The 24,487-nt window shown below is 72.5% G+C and carries 17 protein-coding genes; 9 read left to right on the forward strand and 8 right to left on the reverse strand.

What is annotated here, in order from left to right:
- Positions 1-24 precede the first annotated feature (24 nt).
- The 3 genes from IEJ02_RS18425 to IEJ02_RS48630 all read right to left on the reverse strand — a co-directional run bounded on the left by IEJ02_RS18425 (position 25) and on the right by IEJ02_RS48630 (position 3,910).
- A complete protein-coding gene (locus IEJ02_RS18425) occupies positions 25-2,925 on the reverse strand; it encodes a helix-turn-helix transcriptional regulator (RefSeq protein ID WP_191065873.1) in 2,901 nt (966 codons plus the stop codon).
- Positions 2,926-3,215: 290 nt separating this feature from the next.
- Positions 3,216-3,719 (reverse strand): ATP-binding protein, encoded by a 504-nt coding sequence (locus IEJ02_RS18430; RefSeq protein WP_137981576.1) that lies wholly within the window; start codon positions 3,717-3,719, stop codon positions 3,216-3,218.
- Complete coding sequence (locus tag IEJ02_RS48630; protein WP_223864036.1) at positions 3,716-3,910, reverse strand: DUF5999 family protein; 195 nt, start codon at positions 3,908-3,910, stop codon at positions 3,716-3,718. Before IEJ02_RS48630 ends, IEJ02_RS18430 begins: the two co-directional genes overlap by 4 nt.
- 359 nt (positions 3,911-4,269) lie before the next feature.
- On the opposite strand from IEJ02_RS48630, the gene IEJ02_RS18435 reads away from it, so the two are divergent.
- Both IEJ02_RS18435 and IEJ02_RS18440 read left to right on the forward strand, forming a co-directional pair.
- A complete protein-coding gene (locus IEJ02_RS18435; protein WP_275561880.1) occupies positions 4,270-6,573 on the forward strand; it encodes an ATP-binding protein in 2,304 nt (767 codons plus the stop codon).
- A gap of 234 nt (positions 6,574-6,807) precedes the next feature.
- The gene (locus IEJ02_RS18440; RefSeq protein WP_191065926.1) at positions 6,808-8,724 is read left to right on the forward strand and encodes a pyridoxal phosphate-dependent aminotransferase; all 1,917 of its coding nucleotides are present in this window, start codon (positions 6,808-6,810) and stop codon (positions 8,722-8,724) included.
- A gap of 19 nt (positions 8,725-8,743) precedes the next feature.
- On the opposite strand, the gene IEJ02_RS18445 is transcribed toward IEJ02_RS18440, so the two are convergent.
- Positions 8,744-9,286, reverse strand: a complete 543-nt coding sequence (locus tag IEJ02_RS18445) for a hypothetical protein (protein WP_223864037.1) — start codon at positions 9,284-9,286, stop codon at positions 8,744-8,746.
- Between the two features lie 140 nt (positions 9,287-9,426).
- Here IEJ02_RS18445 and IEJ02_RS18450 point away from each other — a divergent pair, with 140 nt between their 5' ends.
- Both IEJ02_RS18450 and IEJ02_RS18455 read left to right on the forward strand, forming a co-directional pair.
- Positions 9,427-10,287 carry a Sco1979 family transcriptional regulator gene (locus tag IEJ02_RS18450; RefSeq protein ID WP_191065875.1) on the forward strand — a complete coding sequence of 287 codons (861 nt, stop codon included), beginning with the start codon at positions 9,427-9,429 and terminating at the stop codon, positions 10,285-10,287.
- A 5-nt stretch (positions 10,288-10,292) separates the two neighbouring features.
- The gene (locus IEJ02_RS18455) at positions 10,293-10,529 is read left to right on the forward strand and encodes a DUF397 domain-containing protein (protein ID WP_044567659.1); all 237 of its coding nucleotides are present in this window, start codon (positions 10,293-10,295) and stop codon (positions 10,527-10,529) included.
- A gap of 78 nt (positions 10,530-10,607) precedes the next feature.
- Here the strand turns inward: IEJ02_RS18455 and IEJ02_RS18460 are convergent, their stop codons facing one another.
- Positions 10,608-11,762 carry a M20 family metallopeptidase gene (locus IEJ02_RS18460; RefSeq protein WP_191065876.1) on the reverse strand — a complete coding sequence of 385 codons (1,155 nt, stop codon included), beginning with the start codon at positions 11,760-11,762 and terminating at the stop codon, positions 10,608-10,610.
- 50 nt (positions 11,763-11,812) lie between these two features.
- Positions 11,813-13,474: an AbgT family transporter gene (locus IEJ02_RS18465; protein ID WP_223864046.1), complete on the reverse strand. Its 1,662-nt coding sequence runs from the start codon at positions 13,472-13,474 to the stop codon at positions 11,813-11,815.
- Between the two features lie 93 nt (positions 13,475-13,567).
- Between IEJ02_RS18465 and IEJ02_RS18470 the strand changes: the two genes are divergently transcribed.
- A complete protein-coding gene (locus tag IEJ02_RS18470) occupies positions 13,568-14,581 on the forward strand; it encodes an Lrp/AsnC family transcriptional regulator (RefSeq protein ID WP_191065877.1) in 1,014 nt (337 codons plus the stop codon).
- A 38-nt stretch (positions 14,582-14,619) separates the two neighbouring features.
- On the opposite strand, the gene IEJ02_RS18475 is transcribed toward IEJ02_RS18470, so the two are convergent.
- Entirely contained in the window at positions 14,620-15,453 is an 834-nt protein-coding gene (locus IEJ02_RS18475) for an MOSC domain-containing protein (RefSeq protein ID WP_191065878.1), read from the reverse strand.
- Between the two features lie 1,634 nt (positions 15,454-17,087).
- On the opposite strand from IEJ02_RS18475, the gene IEJ02_RS18480 reads away from it, so the two are divergent.
- Positions 17,088-18,245 carry a transglycosylase family protein gene (locus tag IEJ02_RS18480; RefSeq protein ID WP_191065879.1) on the forward strand — a complete coding sequence of 386 codons (1,158 nt, stop codon included), beginning with the start codon at positions 17,088-17,090 and terminating at the stop codon, positions 18,243-18,245.
- 112 nt (positions 18,246-18,357) lie between these two features.
- Here IEJ02_RS18480 and IEJ02_RS18485 read toward each other — a convergent pair whose 3' ends face one another.
- Positions 18,358-19,092, reverse strand: coding sequence for a DUF429 domain-containing protein (locus IEJ02_RS18485; RefSeq protein ID WP_191065880.1), 735 nt, complete (start codon positions 19,090-19,092; stop codon positions 18,358-18,360).
- 60 nt (positions 19,093-19,152) lie between these two features.
- Between IEJ02_RS18485 and fdh the strand changes: the two genes are divergently transcribed.
- The 3 genes from fdh to nrfD are packed head-to-tail and all read left to right on the forward strand — an operon-like array spanning position 19,153 to position 24,481.
- A complete protein-coding gene (fdh, locus tag IEJ02_RS18490) occupies positions 19,153-22,416 on the forward strand; it encodes a formate dehydrogenase (protein WP_191065881.1) in 3,264 nt (1,087 codons plus the stop codon).
- Complete coding sequence (locus tag IEJ02_RS18495; RefSeq protein ID WP_191065882.1) at positions 22,413-23,432, forward strand: 4Fe-4S dicluster domain-containing protein; 1,020 nt, start codon at positions 22,413-22,415, stop codon at positions 23,430-23,432. Before fdh ends, IEJ02_RS18495 begins: the two co-directional genes overlap by 4 nt.
- Positions 23,432-24,481 (forward strand): NrfD/PsrC family molybdoenzyme membrane anchor subunit, encoded by a 1,050-nt coding sequence (gene nrfD, locus IEJ02_RS18500; protein ID WP_191065883.1) that lies wholly within the window; start codon positions 23,432-23,434, stop codon positions 24,479-24,481. Before IEJ02_RS18495 ends, nrfD begins: the two co-directional genes overlap by 1 nt.
- The last annotated feature ends 6 nt before the right edge of the window (positions 24,482-24,487 follow it).

Genomic DNA, 24,487 nt, shown 5'->3' on the forward strand with positions numbered 1-24,487 from the left:
CGGCCGGGGATATGACACAGGCGCTCAGCGTCGGCCGCGCGAGGCGAAGACCCACGCGGGGGCCTGCGGGTCGGGAAGGCTGGGGCCGTTCAGCACCGAGGCCAGCTCCCCGCGCTGACTGACGCTCAGCTTCCGGTAGACGCTGGTGAGATGGGTCTCCACGGTGCGTACGGTGACGAACAGCGACTCGGCGATCTCGCGGTTGCCCGCCCCGCGCGAGGCCATCTGGGCCACCTTGCGCTCGGTGCCGGTGAGCAGGTCGACCGGTGAGGCGGTGATCTCGCGCCTCCGGCCGCCCGCCGCGACCAGCCGGTTGCGGGCGTCCCTGGCGAGCGCGAGCGCCCCGGAGCCCTGCGCGAGGTCGACGGCCGAGCGCAGCCGCTCCCGGGCCTCGCGCGGCCGCCCCGCGTCCAGCAGCGCCCCGCCGAGCAGGTACTCGGCCCGGGCGTGCTCGGAGCGGGCGGGCGACCCGGAGAAGTGCTCGACCGCCTCGGTGAGTCGGGCGATGCCGTCCTCGCCGGGGGTGGTCACCCCGCGGGCGAGGGCGGCGAGTCCGAAGGCGCGCGGGGTGCTCCAGCGGCGGGCCAGCTCGGCGCCGTGCTCGACCAGGTCCCGCGCCTCGTCCGCCCGCTTCTCGGCCGCGAGCAGACAGGCCGCCTCGGTCCACCAGGGCAGGAACACCGGGTTGGCGAAACCGGACTCCTCCAGGGAGGCGCCGCAGTCGAGCAGCAGCCGCAGCGCGGTGGCGCTGTCGCCGAGTGCCCAGCGGGCCCGGGCGCGGGCCATGAGATACGAGTGGTACTCCATGACGAACCCGTCCAGGTTCGGCCGGGTGACGGCGGCCAGCAGCTCCTCGGCCCGCTCCGGTTCGCCCCGGTCGATCAGGATCGTCGCGAGCGCGGTCTGCGGCATGGTCACATTGGCGCTCCAGCGCTCCTCGCCGATGATCTCGACGGCGGTCTGGGCGTCGGCGAGGGCGTCGGGGATCGCGCCGACGCCGTGCAGCAGCAGGGCGCGGTAGGACAGGGTGATCACGTACGACCACACCGCGGCGTTGTCCTGGCCGTGGCGCAGCGCGTGCTCCAGTGCCTCCATCGCCTCCTCGATCTCGTCGGCCAGGCCGAGGGTGAACGCGGAGAAGAGCAGCGACCAGTTGTCGAGCCGGTCCGCGGAGCTCAGCGCGCGGCGGGCCTGCCCCACCGCCCGCCGCACCGAGCGGCCCTCCATCGCGGACAGGACCGTCATCATGGCGAGCATCTGGCGCTGGGCGGGAGTGTCCCCGGGGGGCTCGGGGATGCGCGCGAAGCGCTCCCGGACCGTGTGGATCGTGGCCTTCTCGTCGGATCCGCTGATCAGCAGCGTCGATTGGACGAGGGTGCGCAGCTCGCGGTCGCGCGGATCGGGGTCCGGCCCCAGCTCGGCCTCGAGTTCGTCGAGCACCTCGCTGAGCACCCGTACGGCGGCCGGTGACTGCTGGACGGTGAGGCAGGTGAGGCCGAACTGCACGGCGATGGGCGCCTTGGTGCGGATATCGGTGGCCAGCTCCAGCGCCCGCTTGAGCAGGCGGATGGCCTCGGCGGGGTTGATCTCCGCGAGCGCCTTGGCGAGCGAGACATGGGCCGACAGGCTGTCCGGCTCCGCCTCCAGGACCCGGTAGAGATAGCGGGCGGCGGCCTCCGGGGCGCCGCGGTGCTCGGCCTGGGCGGCGGCCTCCCGGAGCACCCAGCCCATCCACGGCTGGGGGGTGCCGGGCACCAGCAGCACCTGGTTGGCGACCTCCTCGGCGGGCCGCCCGGCGTCGCTCAGCAGCAGGGCCGCCCTGGCGCGCAGCTCGGCCAGCCGCTCCTCCCCCGCGGCCTCCAGAACCGCGGAGCGCACCACGTCATGGGCCAGGTCCGCCCGGTCCGGCGCCATCACATCGGCCTCGCGCAGCTGCTCCACGGCGTCCGTGACCCGGGTGACGGGCACTCCGGCCAGCGCGCCGATGTGCTCCGCGTCCTCCTCGCCGAGCACCGCGATGGCGGTGGCCACGTCCCGGACCCAGTCGGGCCGTGCGTCGAAGAGGGCGCGCACGGACAGGGCGACCACGTAACTCCCGACCTCGGCGATCTCGCGGATGCCGCTCTCGTCGGGCGCCACGCCCTTGGCCCGCAGCTCGCGCAGCAGCCGGGTGACGGTCAGCGGGTTGCCGCCGCAGACGGCGGCGGCGCGTTCGGCGAAGGAGGGCGCGACGGGGGCGCTGAAGACCTGGTGAGCCATTTCGGCCACTTCGGCGTCGGTCAGCGGGTCGAGGCGGATCACCGCGGAGCGCGGCTGGGCGAGGATGTCCGCCAGGGCCGCGGGGGCGACCGGCTCCTCCTCGCTGCGCTGGGCGAGCACCACCAGCAGCGGCAGCTGGTCGGCCCGGCGCAGCAGGAAGTCGATCCAGCGCAGGGAGCGCTCGTCGCACCAGTGCACATCGTCCAGGACGAGCACGAGCGGGCCCTGGGTCATCAGGTTGGCGGCGAGCCAGTACAGGCCGTGCAGCACCGGGTAGACGGCGGCGGCCGTGGACGGCCCCTCCTCGCCGGGGCGGGGGCTGAGCGCGGGGAGGGCGCGGCGGGCGCTGCCGCGCAGCAGCGGGGAGTCCTGGGCGTCCTCGGCCGAGAGCCCGAGGCTTCCGAAGAGGGCGCGCACCCCGCCGTAACCGGCGCCGGCCACCACTTCACCGCAGGCGCCGTGCAGCACGGTCATCTTCCGGCAGGCGTCGCCGTCGAGGAAGGTGCGCAGCAGGCTGGTCTTGCCGATTCCGGCCGGACCGGACAGGACCACCAGACCGGAACGGCCGCTGTGGGCGGCCTCCGCGTGGGCGGTCAGCGCGGCGAGTTCGGCGGCGCGTCCGACCAGCGCGCCGGGTAAACCGGAATCCGTTTTCCGGTCCTCCACGCAGCCTCCTGGAGCCACAAAATGCGAAGAATTCGAAAAGGCGTGCTGCTGCCGCGATCAGCAGGCTACACGAGCGGAATGACGACGATCAATCCCGATCAGTCGTCATGCAACCCCGATCAGTCATCAGGAAACTCCGATCGGTCGTCCCGCCCCGAGCGCGATCAGCGAAGCCCGGAGACGGAAGGCGTGGTGAGGGCGTTCACCATTCCGTCCCCGGGCCGTTCGGTATCACTGTGTGGGTACGAGGCGTGAAGTCGTCTATGGCATCTCCCTTCGTCGGCTCACGATCACGGGGTCGTCGGGGCCTCTTCCAGTGCGGCCTCCAGGGCGGTGGCAGGCGGGTGGAGTTCGAACCAGACGACCTTGCCCGCCGCCGTACAGGTGGATCCCCAGCAGCGGGAGAGCAGGTCCAGCAGGTGCAGTCCGCGCCCGCCCTCGTCATCGCCGCACGCCCGGCGCACCCGGGGCTGCCCGGGGTCCTCGTCCGCCACCTCGCAGCGGAAGGCACGGTCGGCGGAGCACAGGGAGAGCGTCAGGCGGATCGGTCCGCCCGCGTGCCGCAGGGCATTGGTGACCAGCTCGCTGACGAGCAGTTCGGCGTCGTCGGCGAAGTCGTGCAGCGTCCACGCCGACAGCTGGGCGAGCGCCAGCCGCCGGGCCGTCGGCACCGAGGACGGCTCGGAGGGGAGCAGCCAGGACGTCCCGGCGCTGGTGGCGGGAGGCGCCGTGTCGGGGCGGCGCTCGGTGCTCATCGGGGAGCCGTTCGTGAGGGCGAGGGCGGCGGCGTTCATGCTGACGGGTCGGGGCTGGTCCGGGGGGCAGGGATGACGCGCCCGTCGGGAAGGATTTCGCCCGTGTCGGTGAAGATCACCACTCCGTTGCAGAGCAGGCTCCATCCCTGCCCGGGATGGGAGGCCACCGGACGCGCCGAATCATGGTCCGGTGCGTCGGCGGGGGGACATGGGGGTTGGTGGGGGCACATGGTCCGAACCTTCGATCTTCCGCCAGAGGGGGCGGCGGAACTCACCGAGACCACCATCCTGGGTCCACGCGGCCGGGCGCGGCGAGGGGAGATATCCCCGCATCGGTACCCGTCCCGCTCCCCTGCCCCACCGGGAATGTCACGGTCGGTCGACCGTCGCGCACTCCAGGCGACCTCCAGCCCGGGGTGTGTGCGGCGGCCCCGGGCCCGGGCATAGCCTGGAAACAGGGCTTCGGGTCCGTGCGGGGCGCGGGTCCCGCCCACCCGGGGCCCGGTGCGAGGCATCGATGGGTGCGGTGGCGACAGGCACCCCGACCGGGCGGCAGACAGTCAGGCTGCCGGCCGAGGTGACGAGTTTCGTGGGACGTCGGCACGAGGCGGCCGAGGTCAAGCGGATGCTGTCCGCGTCCCGCCTGGTCACCCTGACCGGGGTCGGCGGGGTCGGGAAGACCCGGCTGGCGCTGCGGGTCGCGGACGAGGCGCGGCGGGCCTTCCCCGACGGGGTCTGGCTGGCCGAACTCGCCGAGCTGGACAACCCCACGCTGCTCGCCCAGGGCGTCACCGAGGCGCTGGAGATACGCGACCACTCCTCCCGCCCGGCGATGGACGTCCTCGTCGACCATCTGCGGGACCGGCAGGCCCTGATCGTCCTCGACAACTGCGAACACCTCCTGGAGGACTGCGCCCGGCTCGCCGACCGGCTGCTGCGCGCGGCCCCCCGGCTGCGGCTGCTGGCCACCAGCCGTCAGGCGCTGGGAGCCGCCGGTGAGCAGAGCCTGGCCGTGCCCACCCTGGGGCTGCCGGACCCCGAGGGACCCAGGCCGTCGCTCGCGACACTCGCCCAGTGGGACGCGGTACGGCTGTTCGTCGAGCGGGCCGCGGCCATCGTGCCCGGGTTCGAGCTCAGCGAGGACAACCGGGACGGGGTGGAGCTGATCTGCCGCCGGCTCGACGGCATCCCGCTGGGGATCGAGCTCGCGGTCGTACGGCTGCGCGCCCTGTCCGTCCAGCAGCTGCTGGACCGGCTCGACGACCGGTTCCGGCTGCTCACCCTCGGCTCCCGGACGGTCCTCCCCCGCCACCAGACGCTGCGGGCGCTGATCGACTGGAGCTATGAGCTGTGCACCGAGCGGGAGCGGCTGTTGTGGGCCCGGGTCTCGGTGTTCGCCGGAAGCCTGGACCTGGAGGCGGCCGAGGCGGTCTGCTCGGGCGAGGGCATCGACCGCGAGGAGATCCTGGACCTGGTGACCGAGCTGGTGGACAAGTCGGTGCTGCTCAGGGAGGAGCACCGGACGACGGTGCGCTACCGGATGCTGGACACGCTGCGCCAGTACGGCCGTGAGCGGCTGGCCGCCTCCGGGGAGGAGGCCGTACGGCTGCGGCGCCACCGCGACTACTACCGCGGGCTCGCCGCGGACGCGCGGGCGGCGCTCTTCGGACCGGCCCAGGTGCAGTGGTTCACCCGGCTCCACCTGGAGCACGCCAATCTGCGCACCGCCCTGGAGCGCTGCCTGGCCGAGCCCGAGCAGACCGTATGCGGCCTCGACATGGCCGCCGATCTGCTCTACCACTGGATCACCAGCTACTACCTCGGCGAGGGCCGCCGCTGGCTGGACCAGGCCCTCGCACTGTGCACCGAACCCGACGGGGCACGGGCGCGGGCCCTGTGGACCGACAGCTGGCTGGCCGTCATCCAGTCCGACATCGACGCCGCCGCGGCCATGCTCGAGGAGAGCCGGTCCCTCGGCACCCGGCTGGGCCTGGAGCCGGTGCTCGCCTACACCGCGCTCTACTCCGGCATGGTCGCCATGTACCGGGGCGAGACCCGGTCCGCGATCGCGCTCTACGAGGAGGCCGTGGTCCGCCATCGCGCGACCGGCGATCCGGTGGGGCTGGCCCTGGCACTCATCCGGCTCTCGCTCGCCCACTCCTTCATCGGCGACTCACCGCGCGCGATCGCCCTGGGCGAGGAGTCGCTTGAGGTGTGCGACGCGTACGGGGAGGGCTGGCACCGGGCCTACACGATGATGGCGCTCGGCGTGGACGTCTGGCGCCAGGGCGACACCGCCCGGGCGGCCGCCCTGGAGAAGGAGAGCCTCGCGTTCAACCGCTCGCTGGACGACCCGCTGGGCGTCGGGGTCAATCTGGAGGTGCTGGCCTGGATCGCGGCCACCGAACGGGACCACACCCGGGCGGCCAGGCTGCTGGGCGCCCTGGGGACCCTCTGGCACGCCATCGGCGCCCCGCTCTCCGGCTACGGGCACCTCGTCCACTACCACGAGGACTGCGAGGCCGCGGTGCGGCGGGCCCTGGGCAAACCGGCCTTCAACGCGGCGTGCAGACAGGGTGCCCGGCTGTCCTACGCCGAGGCGCTGGAGTACGCGCTGGAGGACGAACTGCCCAGCGGGGAGACGGCGGCGGGCGGGCGGCCGTCGCCGCTGACGCCCCGGGAGTCGGAAATCGCGCAGCTGGTCGCGCGGGGGCTCAGCAACAAGGAGATCGCCTCGTCCCTGGTCATCGCCCAGCGCACGGCCGAGGGCCATATTGAGCACATTTTGAGCAAGCTGGGTTTCACCTCGCGTGCTCAGGTGGCGGTCTGGGTAGCGGAACAGCACCGCACCAGCGAGGCCGATGGCGAACTCCCGCCGGGGGATACGGCCTGAAGGCCGCGCCGGCATTCTCAAGGGGCAAGGGGCGGAATTCTATTCGAGACCGGAGCATGTGTCCCGGAGGTTTTCACAACCCCCACGAAAATCCTCGCCCGCCCCGGCTTCGAGAGATCATGCGTCAGGCTCGAGGGACGAGCCGCTACGGCCGTGTCAGTGCGTCGACGCGGCTCATGCGACCGAGGAGGTCCCGCCGTGACTGTTGCCGCAGTCGGCAATACCGGTGATGCCATGGAGCTTTTCCGTGGCACCGCCCACAGCCCGTCGTTCTTCGCGCTCAACCGCGCCGGGGTCACGGGTGGCGGACAGGAGCTCGTGGACTTCTGCATCCCCTGCAATCCGTACTTCCCCACCCCCGCGATGTTCGCCGTGATGGCGGTCAGGCTGCGGGATATCCTCACCTACTACCCGAGCTCCGCGGAGACCATCACCGCCGAACTGGCCGATGTGCTCGGGCTGCAGCCGCAGACCATGGCGATGGGCAACGGCTCGACCGAGCTCATCACCTGGATCGACCACCTGCTGGTGAAGGAAAGCCTGGCGGTGCCGATTCCCACCTTCGGCCGCTGGACCGACCAGCCGATGGAGACCGGCAAACGGGTCGATATGTTCCAGCTCCCGGAAATGAGCGGATTCGCGCTCGACCCCAACGCCTTCGTCAACTTCGTACGCTCCCGGGGCTCCCGGGTCGCCGTGATCTGCAATCCCAACAACCCCGACGGCGGGCTGGTGTCCCGCCAGGCCCTCATCGGCATCATGGACGCCCTGGCCGACCTCGACCTGATCGTGATCGACGAGTCCTTCCTGGAGTTCGCGGACGCCGAGGCGTATCCGAGCGTCGTGGACGAGGCCATCCTGCGCCCGAACGTGATCGTGCTGCGCAGCCTCGGCAAGAACTTCGGGCTGCACGGGGTGCGCTTCGGCTATCTGGTGGCCAATCCGTCGCTCGCCGTGCAGATCCGCTCCCGGCTGCCGAAGTGGAACCTCAACTCCTTCGCCGAGGTCATCGTCTTCATGCTGAAGCGGTACCGGCAGGAGTACGTGGAGAGCCTGCGCATGCTCAGCCGCGACCGGCAGCAGATGACCACCCAGCTGGCCGGGCTGCCCGGGATGACGGTCTACCCCTCCCAGGGCAACTTCGTCTTCGTCAAGCTGCCGGCCGGTACGGACGGCACCTGGGTCCGTGACCAACTGTTGTCCCAGCACAAGGTGCTGGTGCGCGAATGCGGCAACAAGCTGGGCAGCAGCAGCCAGTTCATGCGGTTGGTGGTGCGGTCCCAGCCGGATGTGCAGCGGCTGCTGACCGGGCTGAGCACGGTGCTGTACGGGACGTCGTTCTACGCCCCGCAGGTCAGCTGGGACCAGCAGCCGTCGCTGGACTACTCCTACCAGCAGCCGCCCCAGCTGGCCGCGGCGCCGGTGGCGCAGGAGCCCCAGCCGATGTACTCCGCGGCCGCCCTTCCGGCCCCGCAGGGCGTCTCCGGCGACCTGTACGGGCAGGCGTCCTTCGCGGGCACGGGCGCGGGCACCGGCCCGGGCGCCTCGGCGGGGTACGTCCAGCAGCAGCCGCTCCCGGAGCTGTCACCCGCGTATGTCGCCACTCCCCCGGCCCAGCCGCCCCTGTACCAGGCCCCGGCCGCGCTGCCGCAGCCCCAGATGGTCCAGGCCCCGCAGCCGCAGATCCCGCAACAGCAGGCACCGGTGCAGCAGTTCCAGGCGCCGCAGTTGCAGCCGGCCCAGAGCCAGGCGCCGCAGGGCCAGGCACCGTTCATGCAGATGGCTCCCCAGCCGCAGAGCGCGCAGTACCAGGGCGCCCAGGCGCAGACCTCCCAGATGCCGATGGCCCAGGTCCAGGCCCAGGGTGCACAGGCGCAGGGGACGGCGGCGTACGCCCAGACCCGCCCCGAGGAGACGACGATCGATCAGATCCCGGCCTACGGGCAGCAGGGCACCGGAATCCCCGAGCCGTCGCCGATGGAGCGGACGCAGGCCATGACCTATGACCCCGCCGAGCTGAAGGCCGCGGCCGCGGCAGCGGCCCCGGTGGTTCCCCTCAGCGAGCAGGACGACGACCCGACCGGCCAGACCCCGGCGCTGATGCGCTATCCGCGCCCCGCGGCGTACCTCCAGGACGACTCGACCGCATGACCGGGCCCCGGCTCCGAGGTCATGACCGTGGCGGCCGGTTGTCGCACGGCCAGGCCGGGGAGACCCCGGCCGCCGCGCAGACCGCGATGTGCAGCAGCAGGGGATGGGTGTACGGCTCCCCGTCGCCCGGCCAGTGCACCACACCGGGCTCCTCCCTCCCCGTGGGGCCGGTCCGCCGCCCGGGCGGGCCGGTCACCATGGCGCCGACCGCGTAGACGGCCGGTGCGGGCCAGTCGACCCCGACGTCCGAATGCGGCGGCACGATCCACCACCAGCACCCGGCGCCGGTGAGCACACATCCCGCCCGGGGCAGCAGGGCCATCACCCCGGGACCGTGCCGCTCGGCGACCCCCACCGCGTCGTAGGCCCGGTCCGTCCGCAGCGCCGGGGGCAGTTGAAGGCGGTGGCGGCCGGACACCGCGCGGAATCCCCGCCGGCCGAACCGGCCGCGGACGAGGCCGGTCAGCGCACCGGCGAAGGCGTACGTCATCGAAGGGCACTTCACAGAGGTCGGGCCGATGGTGCCTGCGGTCGCCGCGACGGAGCGCGGTAACGGGATCATGACGCCACTATGCGCACCGCCGGGGACACTTGGCAAGCGGCACTCTGAAAAGTGCAGAGTTGTCAGTGCAATGTGTCTGTTCCGCACTGGCCATGGCACACTGCGAACATCAGCGTTGCTGAGGTCAGGGAGGGATTCAGGTGAGCGAACCGCGGTCGGCCCCGACCGTGGGTCAGGTCGTCCTCGGCAAGAGGCTGCAGGATCTGCGGGAGAAGGCGGGGTTCAAGCGCGACGAGGCGGCCAGGGTGCTGCGGGTGGCGCCTGCCACCATCCGCCGCATGGAGACCGCCGAGGTCGCGCTGAAGGTGCCGTATGTGCAGATGCTGCTGGACGCCTACGGGATCACCGGTGAGGAGCTCGACTCGTTCATCACCCTGACCGAGGAGGCCAACAAGCCCGGTTGGTGGCAGCGGTTCCACGACATCCTGCCGGACTGGTTCAGCGTCCACGTCAGCCTGGAGGGCGCGGCCGAGATGATCCGGGCGTACGAGCCGCACTTCGTGCCCGGGCTGCTCCAGACCGAGGACTACGCCCGCGCGGTCATGCAGACCGGCGCCGTCGGCCAGGCCGGCCCCCGGCAGGCGGAGCGCCATGTGGCGCTGCGCATGGAGCGGCAGTCCCTGCTCACCCGGCGGGATCCGCCCCGGCTGTGGGTGGTGATGGACGAGACGGTGCTGCGCCGGCAGGTGGGTTCGGCGGCGGTGATGCGCCGGCAGGTCGACCGGCTGCTGGAGGCGGTGGAGATGCCGCACATCACCTTGCAGGTCTCGGAGTTCTCCTCCGGGCACCATCCGGGCACGTATGGGCCCTTCGTCCTCTTTCGCTTCGCTGTCCCCGAACTGCCGGACATGGTCTACGTCGAGTACCTGACCGGCGCCGTCTACCTCGATGAGCGCATCGAGGTGGCCTCCCATCTGGAGGCCATGGACCGCATGGCGGCCCAGGCGGCAACCGCACGACGCACAAAGGAAATCCTCCGGGATTTCCGCAAGGAGCTCTGATCGGAATGGATCGCATTCACAACGGCATGCGCGCGAGCGACCTCGGCAGTGAGGGCTGGCACAAGCCGTGGAGCGGTGGCAACGGCGGCAACTGCGTCGAAGCCATGAAGCTGGACGACGGCCGGGTCGCGATCCGCCAGTCGACCGATCCGGACGGTCCGGCGCTGATCTACACCCACAGCGAGATCATCGCGTTCATCCAGGGCGCCAAGGCGGGCGAGGCGGACTTCCTCGTCTGCTGAACCGCCTCCCGCCCGCCGACGCCTGACGGCCGCTGGGCCGTCGGCGTCGGCGTCGGCGCGGCGCCGGTGTGCCGGCCGTTACGTGGCGTCGGCCGCCAGTGACCGCAGCAGGTCGATGGTCAGCGCGGTGCGGGCCGGGATCGGGGCGAGCACGGTGTGTTCGTGGCGGGCGTGGGCGCCGGAGCCGAGGGCACCGAGCCCGTCGAGGACCGGACGGCCCAGCGCGGAGACGAAGTTCCCGTCGCTGGCACCGCCGACCGCGGTCTCCTCCAGCTCCCAGCCGTGTTCGGCGGCGATCGCGTGGGCCCGCTCGAACAGCCGGCGGGACGGGTCGCCCGGAACCATCGGCGGACGGTTCCACTCGCCGGTGACGGTCAGCCGCACCCGCTGGTCGGAGGGGGCGAGGGCGTGCAGCGCGGCGTCGATCCGCTTCATCTCCTCCGGTTCGGCGATCCGGATGTCGATGCCGCAACTCGCCTGCGCGGCGATCACATTGCGACCGGTGCCGCCTTGAATCAGCCCCACGTTCACCGTGGTCCCCCGCTCCGGGGCGCTGAGCGCGGCGATCCGCGGGACGACCTCGGCCAGCGCGTGGATGGCGCTCGCGCCCGCGAACGGGTCGAGACCTGCATGCGATTCGATGCCGTGGGCCGTCACATCGAACAGCCCGACGCCCTTGCGGGAGGTCTTGAGCGCCCCGTCCAGCGACGCCTCGAAGACCAGCGTGGCCAGGACGTCCTCGCTGAGCCGCTCGATATGGCGGCGGGAGGCGGGGCTGCCGATCTCCTCGTCGCCGTTGAGCAGCAGCCGCACCGAGGGGTGGGGCAGCTCCAGCTCGCGCAGCAGCCGCAGGGTCCAGACGGCCTGCACCAGACCCGTCTTCATGTCGAAGACACCGGGGCCGCTCGCCCGGCCGTCCTCGACCTCGAAGGGCCATTCGGCGAGCGTTCCGGCCGGCCACACCGTGTCGTAGTGGCACAGCATCAGCACGGTGCCGGGTGCCGTGCCGCGATAGGTCAGGGCGAGCACATCGCCGTGCGGTCCGCAGTCGTGGCGCTCGGTTCCATCCGGCTCGCCGAGCCGGTCCACGACCCAGCCGCTGATCGTGGCGAGTCCCGCGTCCAGCAGCCGCTTGTCGTTGCTCGGCGTCTCCAGCTCCACCAGCGTCCGTAGGTCTTCGATCATCTCGGGCAGCGCCTGGGCGGTGGCGGCGGCGAGGTCGGAGGGGGTCATGCGAGGGCGGTCCTTCCCGGGGGTGGCGTGGATGGGGGAGCGGCTGGGGATCAGCGGACGGGCGCGCCGGGGCCGAGCGGAATGCCCAGCACCCACCAGACGTAGAACAGCAGGGTCCAGGCCACCAGCATGGCCACGGACAGCGGCAGGGTCAGCGAGGCGAGGGTGCCGATTCCGGCGGAACGGCGGTAGCGCTGGAGGAAGCCGAGCGCCATGACGAAGTAGGCGCTCATCGGGGTGATGGCGTTGGTGCAGGAGTCGGCGATGCGGTAGACGGCCTGGGTGGCCTCCGGGGGGATGTGCAACAGCATCAGCATCGGCACGAAGACCGGGGCCACCAGCGCCCACATGGCCGAACCGCTGGTCATCGCCAGATTGATCACCGTGCACACCACCACGATGCCGAGGAAGGCGACCGGGCCGGTGACCCCGAGGTCCTTCAGCAGATCGGCGCCGCGGATGGCGAGCACCTGGCCGACGCCGGTCCACTTGAAGTACGCGAGGAACTGGGAGATGGCGAAGAACAGCACCAGGATGGGGGCCATCTCCCGCATGCCCTGCGCCATGAAGTCCGGGATGTCACGGCCGCCGCGGACGGTGCCGGCCGCCCGCCCGTAGACCGCGCCGAGGAGGGCGAAGAGCAGTCCGAGCACCACGGCGATCCCCGAGAGCACGGGCGATTCGACGATGCTGCCGCCCTCGCCGCGCAGCGGGGACCCGGTGGGGATCATCGCCACCACGATCACCGCGAGGAAGAGGACGAGGGCGACGGCGGCGCGGCGCAGCCCGCGGCGCTCCTCGGGGGCCAGGGCGAGCTCGACCTCCGGGGCGTCCCCGGCCGTGTGCGCGGCCTGCCCGTCCGCCTCCTCGGGCTCGGGCGGAAGCGCCGCCACCCGCTTCACCAGCACCTTCTCGGTGACGAAGGTGATCACGGCGGCCAGCACCACCGAGGAGGCGAGGGAGAAGAAGTAGTTGGACAGCGGGGTGACGACATAGCCGGGGTCCACGGTGTGCGCGGCGGCCGTGGTCAGCCCGGACAGCACCGCGTCCATCGGGGTGATCAGCGGGCTGGCGTCATAGCCGGCCGATACGCCGACGAAGGCCACGACGATCCCCAGCAGCGGACTGCGCCCGATGGCCCGGAAGGCCAGCCCGCCCAGGGGGACCAGCGCCACATAGGCGGCGTCGGACGCGATGTGGGCGACCATCGCGGTGAAGGCCAGGGCGAAGGTCATCCAGCGCGCCGGGACCTTGGCGACACCGGCCCGCAGCATCGCCGCGAGCAGCCCCGACCGGTCGGCGACGGCGACACCGAGCATGACGACCAGGATGGTGCCCAGCGGTGGGAAGGTGGCGTAGTTGGTGATCGCGTCGTTGATCATCGACCGCACCCCGTCGACCGAGATCAGGCTGCGCACCGCCACGGTCTTATCCCCCGCCGGGTCGACCGCGGAGACGTCCGCGGTGGCGAGCCCCCAGCTGATCAGTGCGAGGACGGCGCTGAGGACGGCGAACAGCCAGAAGGGGTGGGGAAGTTTGTTGCCCGCGCGCTCGACGGCGCCGAGCACCCGGAGCAGTGCGGACAGCGCGGCCGAGGAGTCCCCGGGCGCGTCGGGAGGCGGTTTGCCGGGGGTGTTGCCGGGCGTGGTCGTGGTGTCGTTGGAACTCACCGTCCGCGCTCCTTCGTCGACGACGCAGTAGTGGTCGTCCATTAGAGAAGGCATGACGGAATGAGGCAAGTAAAAGAGTTGTTACGCAAGAATGATCCACACATGACGCACCAATCGCACGATAGATTCGTCACCATGGCAGCCGTTCCCTCCACACCACCCGTGCTCGACGACGCCGACCTCGATCTGGTGGCCGCCCTGCAAGTGGCGCCGAGGGCGCCGCTGAGCGCGCTGGCCGAGGTGCTCGGCAGCTCCGCCAGCACCGTCGGCCGCCGGCTGGCCCGGCTCGCGGAGGACCGGCTGCTGCGGGTGATCGGGCAGGTGGAGTGGCCGATGCTGGCCGAGGGCAACCCCATGCACATCTGGGTGGCCACGGCCCCGGGGCAGGCGTGGGAGGTGGCCCGGCAGCTGTCCGAGCTGCCCGAGATCCCGTTCGTCGCCACGACCACGGGCCGCGCCGATGTCTACTGCTCCCTGCACGCCACCCGGCGCGACCGGGCGCGTGAGCTGCTGATGACACGGATCCCGTCGGTCCCGGGTGTGCGGTCGGCCCATACCGAACTGGTGCTGCGGGCGACGGCGAAGTCCGACTCCTGGCGGCTGCGGCGGCTGGACGACGCCCAGGTGCGGGCGTTGCGGGAGGTCGCGGATCCGGTGGCGGATCCCGCGTCCGTCACCGGGTTCAGCGACGACGAGCTGCGGGCCATGGAGCTGCTGCGCCAGGACGGCCGGGCGAGCGCCGCCGATGTGGCGCGCGGGCTCGGCATCAGCCGGTCCACCGCCTACCGGCTGACCCAGTCACTCCTCCAGCGCGGGCTGGTGCGGCCCCGTGTGGAGATCGAACCGGCGCTGCTCGGCCATCCGCTGGAGGTCGTGATCGAACTGCACGCCGCGCCCGGGGCCATCCACGAAGTGGCCGACGCACTGGCCCGGCATCCCTCGGCGCGCTATGTCTCGATCGTGGCGGGCACCTCCTCGGTGATCCACCACGGGGTGTTCCGGGACGAGGACGGCCTGGCCGAGCTGCTCACCCGCGATCTGGCGACGCTCCCCGGCATCACCGCCTGCGAGGTGTCGGTGGTCCTCGATGTGCTGCGCCGGTACTGGATCGGCCGCGAGGACGGGAAGCTGCTGAGCCGGGACAGATGACCGCCACCTTCGCCGATCCGGACGGCGGCCGGACCCGGTCACTCCCCCGGCGGCGGCCCGTCCCACTCGAGGACGTCCACCTCGTCGCCCACGGCCAGTTTTCCGGCGCGGGTCACGGAGAACTGGCAGCCGAAGAGGGTGGCGCCGCCGGGGCCGCGCCGGTAGCCGGCCAGGGTGCGCAGGGGCTCCGGGCCCGCCTTGACGCCCTCGCTCTGATCGACCGTCGTCACGACGCACCGGGCGGTGTGCTTGGCGAAGCCGAGCTCGGCACCGCCGATGGCGATCCGGCGGACCCGGTCCTCCCGATGGGGTTCGTCCCATCCGCCGATCACGATGCCGGGGCGGAAGCGGTTCATCGGCAGCGCCGCGCCGCCCGCCTCGGCGATCCGTTCGTTCAGCCCGTCCAGGCTGGCCCGGGAGACGATGTGCACCGCGGCGCTGTCGGCGTAGCCACAGGTGCCGGGGATCCATCCGCCGGTCACCCGGTCGTGTTCCGGGGGCACCCGCACCAGCCTGCTCGGCGCGCCCAGGAACCGGGAAAGCCATGTGGCGGCGTCCTCGCCCTGGTCGATGCCGAGGTAGGGCGTGCCGAACACGGTGACCTCGCGCCGGGCGGAGGTGGTGTCGACGTCGATGGCCACCTCGTCCTCGCCGGGTGCGGACAGGGTGAGCCGGGTGCCGTGCGGGTCGATGGCGGGGCGGATGACGGCGAGCCGAGGATCCCGCCGCTGAGTGCGGCACTCTCCGTCCTCGCCGATGACCATGAAGCCGCGGTCGTGTCGCAGACCCGCCTCCGTCAGCAGCGCCTCGGACAGGGGAACGCCCGCGCAGCCCTTGATGGGATAGCAGGTCAGCTCGACAACGGTGGCCACGCGGGCACCTTACCCCAGGGGTGGCGGCGCCTCCGCGCGGCCGATCGGGGCGCTCGTTCCCCCTCGCCCGGTGCCCGACCGGCGTTTCATCGCACGGCCCGGCTCCGCCATGCGCCCGCGGCCCGGCGTCCAGCGGCGGGGCGTAGCGCCGAGTACGCCGAATGATCCACCGCGCACGGCCGGTGACCACCGGCATGCGCCGTAGGCGCGCCGCGCCTTCCGTCGACGGGAACCCAAAACGAACCGTTTCCAGGGAGCGGCGGACGAGGCCACGGGAAAAGCGCGGCCCCCGGCGCCGCCCGGGTCCCGGACAGGCGGGGTGAGGGGTGATTATTCCGGGCCGCTCCCGCGAGCGGCTGGAAGGGAGGAAGTCGATGTGAGGCAATGATATGCGCGGCGGCGCGGTTCCCGCTATACACGGGCGGCGTGATTCTCCGCCAGTTCCCCGCCGCCATGACGGCCGGCCCCTTTTCGGAGAACTGGCGCGGTACACGGGCGTCGGCGAGGCGATGCCCGACAAGAGATACGGTAAACGCCGAGTCAAGTCCGTTGCATGGCCCACGAGTTGGCTGGCGCCGGGAGCCCGCTGGGGATTGGGACAGCCCTTAGGCGCCCGGCGCCCGGCGCCCCCGGGAGCGAGCCGTAGGGCGCGCCGGTGCCGAAAGCGACGGGAGCGAGGAACGAGCGAGCGTCGACGAGGAGTGTCGGCACCGGATCAGAGCGCCCGGAGGCGAGCGACCCGAGAAGAGGCGGTCGCCCCGCCGTCTCCCGTCGTGTCCTCGTCGTCTCCCCGCCCCGCCGTCGCCCGGGGCCGCGGCCGCTCCCGGCCGGCCCCGCCCCTGAAGGCCACGGTCGGCGGCAGGGCCTCCGTCGATACGTTTCAGTCTCCCGCCGCGCCCCGGGAAACTCCGCCGGGCACCTCGGGCGCGTTCGCTCATGCGTCCCCCTCTTCCCCGCCCGACCGCAAGGCCGTCCTATTTCCCGCCCCTCCCGCCGTCTCCCGCTCTCCCCTTCCCCTCCTCCCCTCCCCGGCATTCTCCGGATGCCGCGGAGAGGACCGGAACGGTCGGTTCCGGCGCGGTGCCGCGCGGTTACGGCCGCCTCCCCGGGCCCGGCCGCCAAGCGGCCGATCTTGACCGGGCGGCGACGCAATAGCGCCGGAGAAGATCCCATGCCGCGCGCCCGCCCCGCACCGGACGCCGTATTGAGCCGCCCGCCGCTCGTCCGCGCTTCAACCTTCCGCCCCCCGGCTCCAAATTCACCCGGACCGCCGTCCGGGATCGGTCTCCGATCACCCGGAAACCAATCCGGCGGAATAGCGTCCGCCGTGTCCGGCGCCCCGGAGAATCATTTCCCGCCGTACGAGGGCGTCCGGCGGCGCGTGATCGCCCGCGCCCGCCCCCGGCCCGCCGCTCCCGCCCCGCCGGCGGCCGTGCGCCCCCGGCCCTCCATGCGCCTCCCACCACACAGCTGAGGGAGCGTCAGCCGATTCCGGGGTGGCACCGGGCGGCGCGCGACGGTCCATGAGGCCCCCTGCGCCTTGTGACCGGCGGGGCCGGGCTGCGGTACTCGTACAGCCCGCCGGGTCCTCCGGAGGGCGACGTCGAGAGCCGTTGTGGAGAGGAACCAGCCTCATGGCCGTACGAGGAAGTCACCGACGCCCCGCATCGCCCAGCCGGGTCTCGCCGCTGTGCGCGGCGCTCACCGCGGGTGGTGTCGGCATCGTCCTGCCGTTCCTCGGCACCGGCGCCGCCCACGCGGCCTCGGTCGACACCTGGAACCGGGTCGCCAAGTGCGAGAGCGGGGGCGACTGGCACATCAACACCGGCAACGGCTACTACGGCGGGCTGCAGTTCTCCCAGCACACCTGGGCGGCGTTCGGCGGCACCGCCTACGCCGCGCGGGCCGATCTGGCCTCCAGGGCCCAGCAGATCACCGTGGCGGAGGCGGTGCTGCGCAAACAGGGGCCCGGCGCGTGGCCGGTGTGCTCCGTCCGCAGCCGGCTGACCCGGTCCGGTCCACCCGCCGGAGTGACGAGCCAGAACGCCCACCGCCGCGCCCAGCACCCGGCCAAGCCCAAGAAGTCGGCCAAGTCCGCCGCGAAGTCCCGGGCCCGGCAGCACACCGCCCGGCGCGCGGCGGCGTCCGGCTCCTACGCGGTCGTCCGCGGCGACACGCTGTCCCGCATCGCCACGCGTGCGTCCGTCCAAGGTGGCTGGAAGGCGCTGTACCACGCCAATCGCGGGACCGTCGGCCCCAACCCGGATCTGATCCACCCGGGGCAGCGGCTGACCCTGCCCGCGGGCTCCCGGCATCCGCACAAGGCGGCGCCCCGCCACCGCGCCTCGGCGATCTCGAGCCACACGGTGGTCCGCAAGACGGCCGCCCGCCCGCATGCGGCCCCGGTCAGCGGGCCGGTCAGCGCGGGGTACGGCATTCGTGGCTCGCGGTGGGCGAGCGGCCATCACACCGGCGTGGACTTCGCGGTGCCCGTCGGCACCTCCGTGCGCGCGGCCGCCCCGGGCACCGTGGTGGCGGCCGGGTGGGGCGGCGCCTTCGGCTACCAGGTCATCGTCCGCCACGCCGACGGCCTCTACACCCACTACGCGCATCTGTCGGCGCTGACGGTCCGCACCGGGCAGTCGGTCCAGGCGGGCCACCGGATCGCCCGGTCCGGCAGCACCGGGAACGCCACCGGACCCCATCTCCACTTCGAGGTCCGCACCGGCCCGCGCTACGGGTCCGACATCGACCCGCTGGCCTATCTGCGCTCCCACGGCGTCAGCGTCTGACGCCGCACACCGGACGCCTGGCGTCCGCACGGTCCACCTCCGAGGGGTGGGGGAAGGGGAGGCCGCCCGAGGCACGGCTCGGGCGGCCTCCCGCCATCCGCGCCGGGACCGGTCAGTACCAGATCGCGACGGGCAGCCCGGCCTCCGTCGTCTGCGGCGGATCGGGAAGGCTCCGGGCGGCCCGGAGCGCGATGCGCCGCGCGCTCCAGGCCGCCGCCGCGGCGTCCAGGACGTCGTCGGGCGGCACCCGCCCGGCCGGTCCGAAAGCGTCGGGCAGGACGATGCCCTGGTCCCCGAGCAGCCGGCGGCGCACGGCCTGGCCGTTCCAGCTCTTCTTGCTCCAGGGCACCGGCCGCCCCTCGCCGAGGGCGGCGAAGGAGACCTCGGGATGGACCTCGTACAGCCGGTGGTCGCCCCCGTCGCGGCAGGCGTTCGCCTCGCGCAGCTTCGCGGCCAGACCCCACGACTGGCGGCTCAGCATCCGGCCGGTCAGCCGCTGGCAGACCAGTTTCGCCTCGTCGTAGCCCTCCGCCTCCCAGACCTCGCGCGGTGGTACGGGGAAGACCCGGGAGCGGTGCGGGGCCACCATCGCGGTGGCCATGAGGTCCGCCTCGCGCCATCCTCCCGCCAGCAGCCCCAGCGGCATGTCGACCGCCACCACGGCGGCGTCCGGAACCCGGCCGAGCAGCTCGCTCAGCGCCCCGGCGGTGTCGGCCCCGGCGAAGCGGCCCGCCTCGTCCAGGGTCACGGCCACCCACCCGGTGCGGCAGGCGTCCACCCCCACGACGGGCGATTCGGCGCATCCGGGTGCGGGCGGAGTGTGAAAAGCATCGCGACGGGAACCCATGCGCCGTATCCGACCACGCGGATGCGCCGGTGCGGGGCCGGACGGCACGAAAGGACGGCGATGGGCGTACGTACATGGATCCAGGACTGGCCCGTCTACCGCCAGCTGACCGGAGGCGACCCGCTCGGCCGCGGCGCCGCCACCACCTCGGCCGCCACCCGTGAGCAGCGCCCCCGCACCGTCACGGCCGACAAGGTGGTCAAGTCGGTGTGCCCCTACTGCGCGGTGGGGTGCGCCCAGAACGTCTATGTGAAGGACGACCGGGTGGTGCAGATCGAGGGCGACCCCGACTCACCGGTCAGCCGCGGCCGGCTGTGCCCCAAGGGCTCGGCGTCCCTCCAGCTGACCACCGGCGAGTCCCGGCGCCACGAGGTGCTCTACCGCCGCCCCTACGGCACCGACTGGGAGCGGCTGGACCTGGACACCGCGATGGACATGGTCGTCGAGCGGGTGATCCGCACCCGGCGCGAGGGCTGGCAGTGGGAGCGGGACGGGATCAGCGTCAACCGCACCCTGGGCATCGCCAGCCTCGGCGGCGCCACCCTGGACAACGAGGAGAACTACCTCATCAAGAAGTTGCTGACCGGGCTCGGGGTGATCCAGGTGGAGAACCAGGCCCGGGTCTGCCACTCCTCGACCGTGGCCGGGCTCGGCACCTCCTTCGGCCGCGGCGGCGCCACCACCTTTCTGCAGGACCTGCAGAACGCGGACTGCATCGTGATCGAGGGCTCCAACTTCGCCGAGGCCCACCCCGTGGGCTTCCAGTGGGTGATGGAGGCCAAGGCGCGCGGCGCCAAGGTCATCCATGTCGATCCGCGCTTCAGCCGCACCAGCGCGCTGGCCGATCTGTACGTACCGATCCGGGCCGGCACCGACATCGCCTTCCTCGGCGGCATCATCAACCACGTCCTGACCGGCGGCCACGACTTCCGCGACTATGTCCTGGAGTACACCAACGCGGCCAGCATCGTCGGCGAGGGGTTCGAGGACACCGAGGACCTGGCGGGGATCTTCTCCGGGCTCGACCCGGAGACCGGCCACTACGACGTCTCCACCTGGGCCTACGAAGGTGCCGAGGTCCAGGCGCCGCAGGGCGCGCCCGACGAGCTGTACGAGGACCGCACCCGGCGTGGCGCCTCCCTGTCGACCGCCGCCTTCTCCGAATCCCACGGCTCCGGCGGCGCGCCCACCGCCGCGCAGGTCCCCACCGACCGGACCCTGCTCCATCCGCGCTGCGTCTATCAGATCCTCAAGCGCCACTTCTCCCGCTACACACCCGAGATGGTTCAGAGGATCTGCGGGATTCCCCAGGACACCTTCCTGGAGGTGTGCCGCGCGCTGGTGGAGAACTCCGGCCCGGACCGCACCTCGGAGTTCGTGTACGCCGTCGGCTGGACCCAGCACACCGTGGGCGCCCAGTACATCCGCACCGCCGGCATCCTCCAGCTGCTGCTCGGCAACATCGGCCGCCCCGGCGGCGGCATCCAGGCGCTGCGCGGCCACGCCAGCATCCAGGGCTCCAGCGACATCCCGACCCTGTTCAACGTGCTCCCCGGCTACATCGCGATGCCGCACGCCCACGCCCACGAGGACCTGGACACCTTCGTCGAGGCCATAAAGACCGAGAAGGGCTTCTGGGGCGAGATGCGCTCCTATGTCGTCAGCCTGCTCAAGGCGTACTTCGGCGACGCGGCGCACGCCGGCAACGACTACTGCTTCGGCCATCTGCCCCGGCTGACCGGCTCCCACAGCACCTACCACACCGTGAAGGAGATGCTGGACGGAGTCTGCAAGGGCTACTTTCTGATGGGCGAGAACCCCGCCGTGGGCTCGGCCAACACCAAGATGCAGCGGCTGGGCATGGCCAACCTGGACTGGCTGGTGGTCCGCGACTTCTCCCTCATCGAGTCCGCCACCTGGTGGAAGGACGGCCCGGAGATCGAGACCGGCGAGCTGCGCACCGAGGACATCGCCACCGAGGTGTTCTTCTTCCCCGCCGCCGCCCACACCGAGAAGTCCGGCTCGTTCACCAACACCAACCGGATGCTGCAGTGGCACTTCGCCGCCAAGGAGCCGGACGGCGAGGCGCGCAGCGATCTGTGGTTCATGTACCACCTGGGACGGCGGATCAAGGAGCGGCTGAAGGACTCCACCGACCCCATGGACCGGGCCGTCCAGGACCTGGCCTGGTCCTACCCCACCGAGGGCCCGCTGGACGAGCCCAGCGCCGAGGCGATCCTGGCCGAGATCAACGGCCATGACGCGCGGGGCGAGCCGCTCAGCGCGTACACCCAGCTGAAGGACGACGGCTCCACCTCCTGCGGCTGCTGGATCTACTGCGGGGTGTACGCCGACGGCGTCAACCAGGCCGCCCGCCGCACACCGCACACCGAGCAGGACTGGATCGCCGCCGAATGGGCCTGGGCCTGGCCGGCCAACCGCCGCATCCTCTACAACCGCGCCTCGGCCGACCCCGACGGCAAGCCGTGGAGCGAGCGCAAGGCGCTGGTGTGGTGGGATGCCGAGCAGAAGCGGTGGACCGGCCATGACGTCCCGGACTTCATCCCCGACCGGGCGCCCTCCTACCGGCCGCCCGAGGACGCCCAGGGCCCGGACGCGCTCAGCGGAGTGGATCCGTTCATCATGCAGGCCGACGGCAAGGGGTGGCTGTACGCCCCGGCCGGGCTGGTGGACGGTCCGATGCCGACGCACTACGAGCCGCAGGACTCGCCGGTGCGCAATCCCCTCTACCCGGAGCAGCAGCGCAACCCGGTCCGGGAGGTGATCCCCGATGAGCACAACGCCTTCCACCCCAGCGGCGGCGAGCCGGGCAGCGAGGTGTTCCCGTACGTGATCACCACCTATCGGCTCACCGAACACTTCACGGCGGGCGGGATGAGCCGCTGGACGCCGTATCTGGCCGAGCTCCAGCCGGAGTTCTTCTGCGAGGTCTCCCCCGAGCTGGCCGGTGAGCGGCATCTGGAGCACACCGGCTGGGCGACGCTGATCAGCGCCCGGGGGGTGATCGAGGCCCGGGTGATGGTCACCGAGCGGATGTCCCCGCTCAGGGCCGGGGGCCGCACGGTGCACCAGATCGGGCTGCCGTACCACTGGGGTCCCAATGGCTACACCCGCGGGGACGCCGCCAATGAGCTGTCCGCCATCGCCCTCGACCCGAATGTCCACATCCAGGAGGTGAAGGCGCTGAGCGCCGACATCCGTCCCGGCCGCCGCCCCCGCGGCCCGGAGCTGACGGCCCTGCTCGAGGACTACCGGCGGCGCGCCGGGATCACGCCGCGGACCGGAACGGAGGTGCGGGGATGACCGACACCTCCAAGCGCTCCTCGCTGATCGGCCGCAATCTGCTCGCCGGAGCCGAACCGGATGTCGCCGGGGACGCCGGGCACGAGGACCATCCGCCCCGGGTCGGCTTCTTCACCGACACCTCGGTGTGCATCGGCTGCAAGGCGTGCGAGGTGGCGTGCAAGGAGTGGAACGCCATCCCGGAGGACGGGCTGGACTTCACCGGCATGTCCTTCGACAACACCCAGGGCCTCTCCGCCTCCACCTGGCGCCATGTGGCTTTCATCGAGCAGAACAAGCCGCTGGGCCGGGCCGAGACGGGGGTCGACCACGGCGATGTCGATGTGCTGGCCCTCGCGGCGCGGGGCTCCGGGACCCCCGTCGAGGAGGCGGCGATCACCCCCACCTCCCCGGCGCCCCTGTCCGACGGCGGGCAGAACGGGCTGCGGTGGCTGATGTCCTCGGACGTGTGCAAGCACTGCACCCACGCGGCATGCCTGGACGTGTGCCCGACCGGTGCGCTGTTCCGCACCGAGTTCGGAACCGTGGTGGTCCAGGACGACGTCTGCAACGGCTGCGGCTACTGCGTGCCCGCGTGCCCGTACGGGGTCATCGACGTACGGCCGGAGGACGGCGGGGCCCACAAGTGCACCCTGTGCTACGACCGGCTGGGCGCCGGGCAGGAACCCGCGTGCGCCAAGGCGTGCCCCACCGACTCCATCCAGTTCGGCCCCCTGGACGAGCTGCGCGAGCGCGCCGCCGCCCGGGTCGAGCAGCTGCACCGGGTGGGCGTCGAGGACGCGCGGCTGTACGGACACGACCCGGAGGACGGCGTCGGCGGTGACGGCGCCTTCTTCCTGCTGCTGGACGAGCCGGAGGTGTACGGGCTGCCGCCGGACCCGGTCGTCACCACCCGGGACCTGCCCTCGATGTGGCGGCACGCGGGTGCCGCGGCCCTGACCCTGCTCGGCGGCGTGGCCGCCGTGTTCGCGGCTCAGGGCGGCGTGGGCGGGCGCCGTACCGGAAGGAGGCGCTGATGAGCGAGTCGGACGTCACCCGTGACGGCATCCGCGGCGCCCGGCCGGGCCGGGACGCTCAGGTCGGCAAGGGGATGGGGGACGGCAAGCGGCGCGGCCGCAGGGGCGGGAAGGGCCGCGGGGGCGAGCGGTCGATGGTCCCCGGGGCGGAGTTCACCTCCTACTACGGGCGGCCGGTGCTCAATCCGCCCACCTGGCGGTCCCGGGACATCGCGGGCTACTTCTTCCTCGGCGGGCTCGCGGGCGCCGGGTCGGTGCTCGCGGCGGGCGCCGAGCTGACCGGCCGTCCGGCCATGGCCCGCGCGCTCAAGGTGTCCTCGATCGCCGCCCTGGCCGGTTCCACCGCCGCCCTGATCCACGACCTCGGGCGCCCCGGGCGGTTCGTCAATATGCTGCGGGTCTTCAAGCCCACCTCGCCGATGAGCGTCGGCTCGTGGCTGCTGGCGGCCTACGGCCCGATGGCCGGTGCCGCCGCCGTCTCGGACCTGGCCGGGCGGCCGCCGCGCACCGGCCGGGCGGCCACGGTGGGGGCGGCGCTACTGGGCCCGGCGGTGGCCTCGTACACGGCGGTGCTGGCCGCCGACACCGCCGTCCCGGCGTGGCACGACGGCTATCGCGAACTGCCGTATCTCTTCGTCGGCTCGGCCGCCATGGCGGCGGGCGGTATGGCCCTGCTGGCCTCGCCGGTCGCCGAGAACGCCCCGGCGCGGGGCGTGGCGCTGCTCGGCACGGCGGTGGAGACCGCCGCCGTCCAGGCCATGGAACGGCGGCTCGGGGTGGTCGCCGAGACCTACCGCGAGGGCCGGGCGGGCAAGCTGATGCGCGCCGCCGAGGCGCTGTCGGTGGCGGGCGCGCTGGGCGGCGCCCTCCTCGGCCGCCACAGCCGCCCCGCCGCGGCCCTCAGCGGCGCTGCCCTGCTGGCGGCCTCCGCGTGCACCCGTTTCGGGGTGTTCCACGCCGGGATGCGGTCGGCGGAGGATCCGAAGTACACGGTCCTGCCCCAGCGGGAACGGCTCGAGGCGCGGCGGGAGCGGCCGGAGGACGGCTGACCCGCC

Origin of the sequence: Streptomyces sp. 5-10 (assembly GCF_014712245.1) — a bacterium.
GTDB lineage: Bacteria > Actinomycetota > Actinomycetes > Streptomycetales > Streptomycetaceae > Streptomyces > Streptomyces violaceusniger.

Bases quoted from the DNA above. Each gene is read 5' to 3' on its own strand.
- IEJ02_RS18440 (WP_191065926.1), top strand. From the start codon at position 6,808: ATGGAGCTTTTCCGTGGCACCGCCCACAGCCCGTCGTTCTTCGCGCTC.
- IEJ02_RS18445 (WP_223864037.1), bottom strand. From the start codon at position 9,286: ATGATCCCGTTACCGCGCTCCGTCGCGGCGACCGCAGGCACCATCGGC.
- IEJ02_RS18480 (WP_191065879.1), top strand. From the start codon at position 17,088: ATGGCCGTACGAGGAAGTCACCGACGCCCCGCATCGCCCAGCCGGGTC.
- IEJ02_RS48630 (WP_223864036.1), bottom strand. From the start codon at position 3,910: ATGTGCCCCCACCAACCCCCATGTCCCCCCGCCGACGCACCGGACCAT.
- fdh (WP_191065881.1), top strand. From the start codon at position 19,153: ATGGGCGTACGTACATGGATCCAGGACTGGCCCGTCTACCGCCAGCTG.
- IEJ02_RS18455 (WP_044567659.1), top strand. From the start codon at position 10,293: ATGGATCGCATTCACAACGGCATGCGCGCGAGCGACCTCGGCAGTGAG.
- IEJ02_RS18460 (WP_191065876.1), bottom strand. From the start codon at position 11,762: ATGACCCCCTCCGACCTCGCCGCCGCCACCGCCCAGGCGCTGCCCGAG.
- nrfD (WP_191065883.1), top strand. From the start codon at position 23,432: ATGAGCGAGTCGGACGTCACCCGTGACGGCATCCGCGGCGCCCGGCCG.
- IEJ02_RS18465 (WP_223864046.1), bottom strand. From the start codon at position 13,474: ATGGACGACCACTACTGCGTCGTCGACGAAGGAGCGCGGACGGTGAGT.
- IEJ02_RS18485 (WP_191065880.1), bottom strand. From the start codon at position 19,092: ATGGGTTCCCGTCGCGATGCTTTTCACACTCCGCCCGCACCCGGATGC.
- IEJ02_RS18430 (WP_137981576.1), bottom strand. From the start codon at position 3,719: ATGAACGCCGCCGCCCTCGCCCTCACGAACGGCTCCCCGATGAGCACC.
- IEJ02_RS18470 (WP_191065877.1), top strand. From the start codon at position 13,568: ATGGCAGCCGTTCCCTCCACACCACCCGTGCTCGACGACGCCGACCTC.
- IEJ02_RS18495 (WP_191065882.1), top strand. From the start codon at position 22,413: ATGACCGACACCTCCAAGCGCTCCTCGCTGATCGGCCGCAATCTGCTC.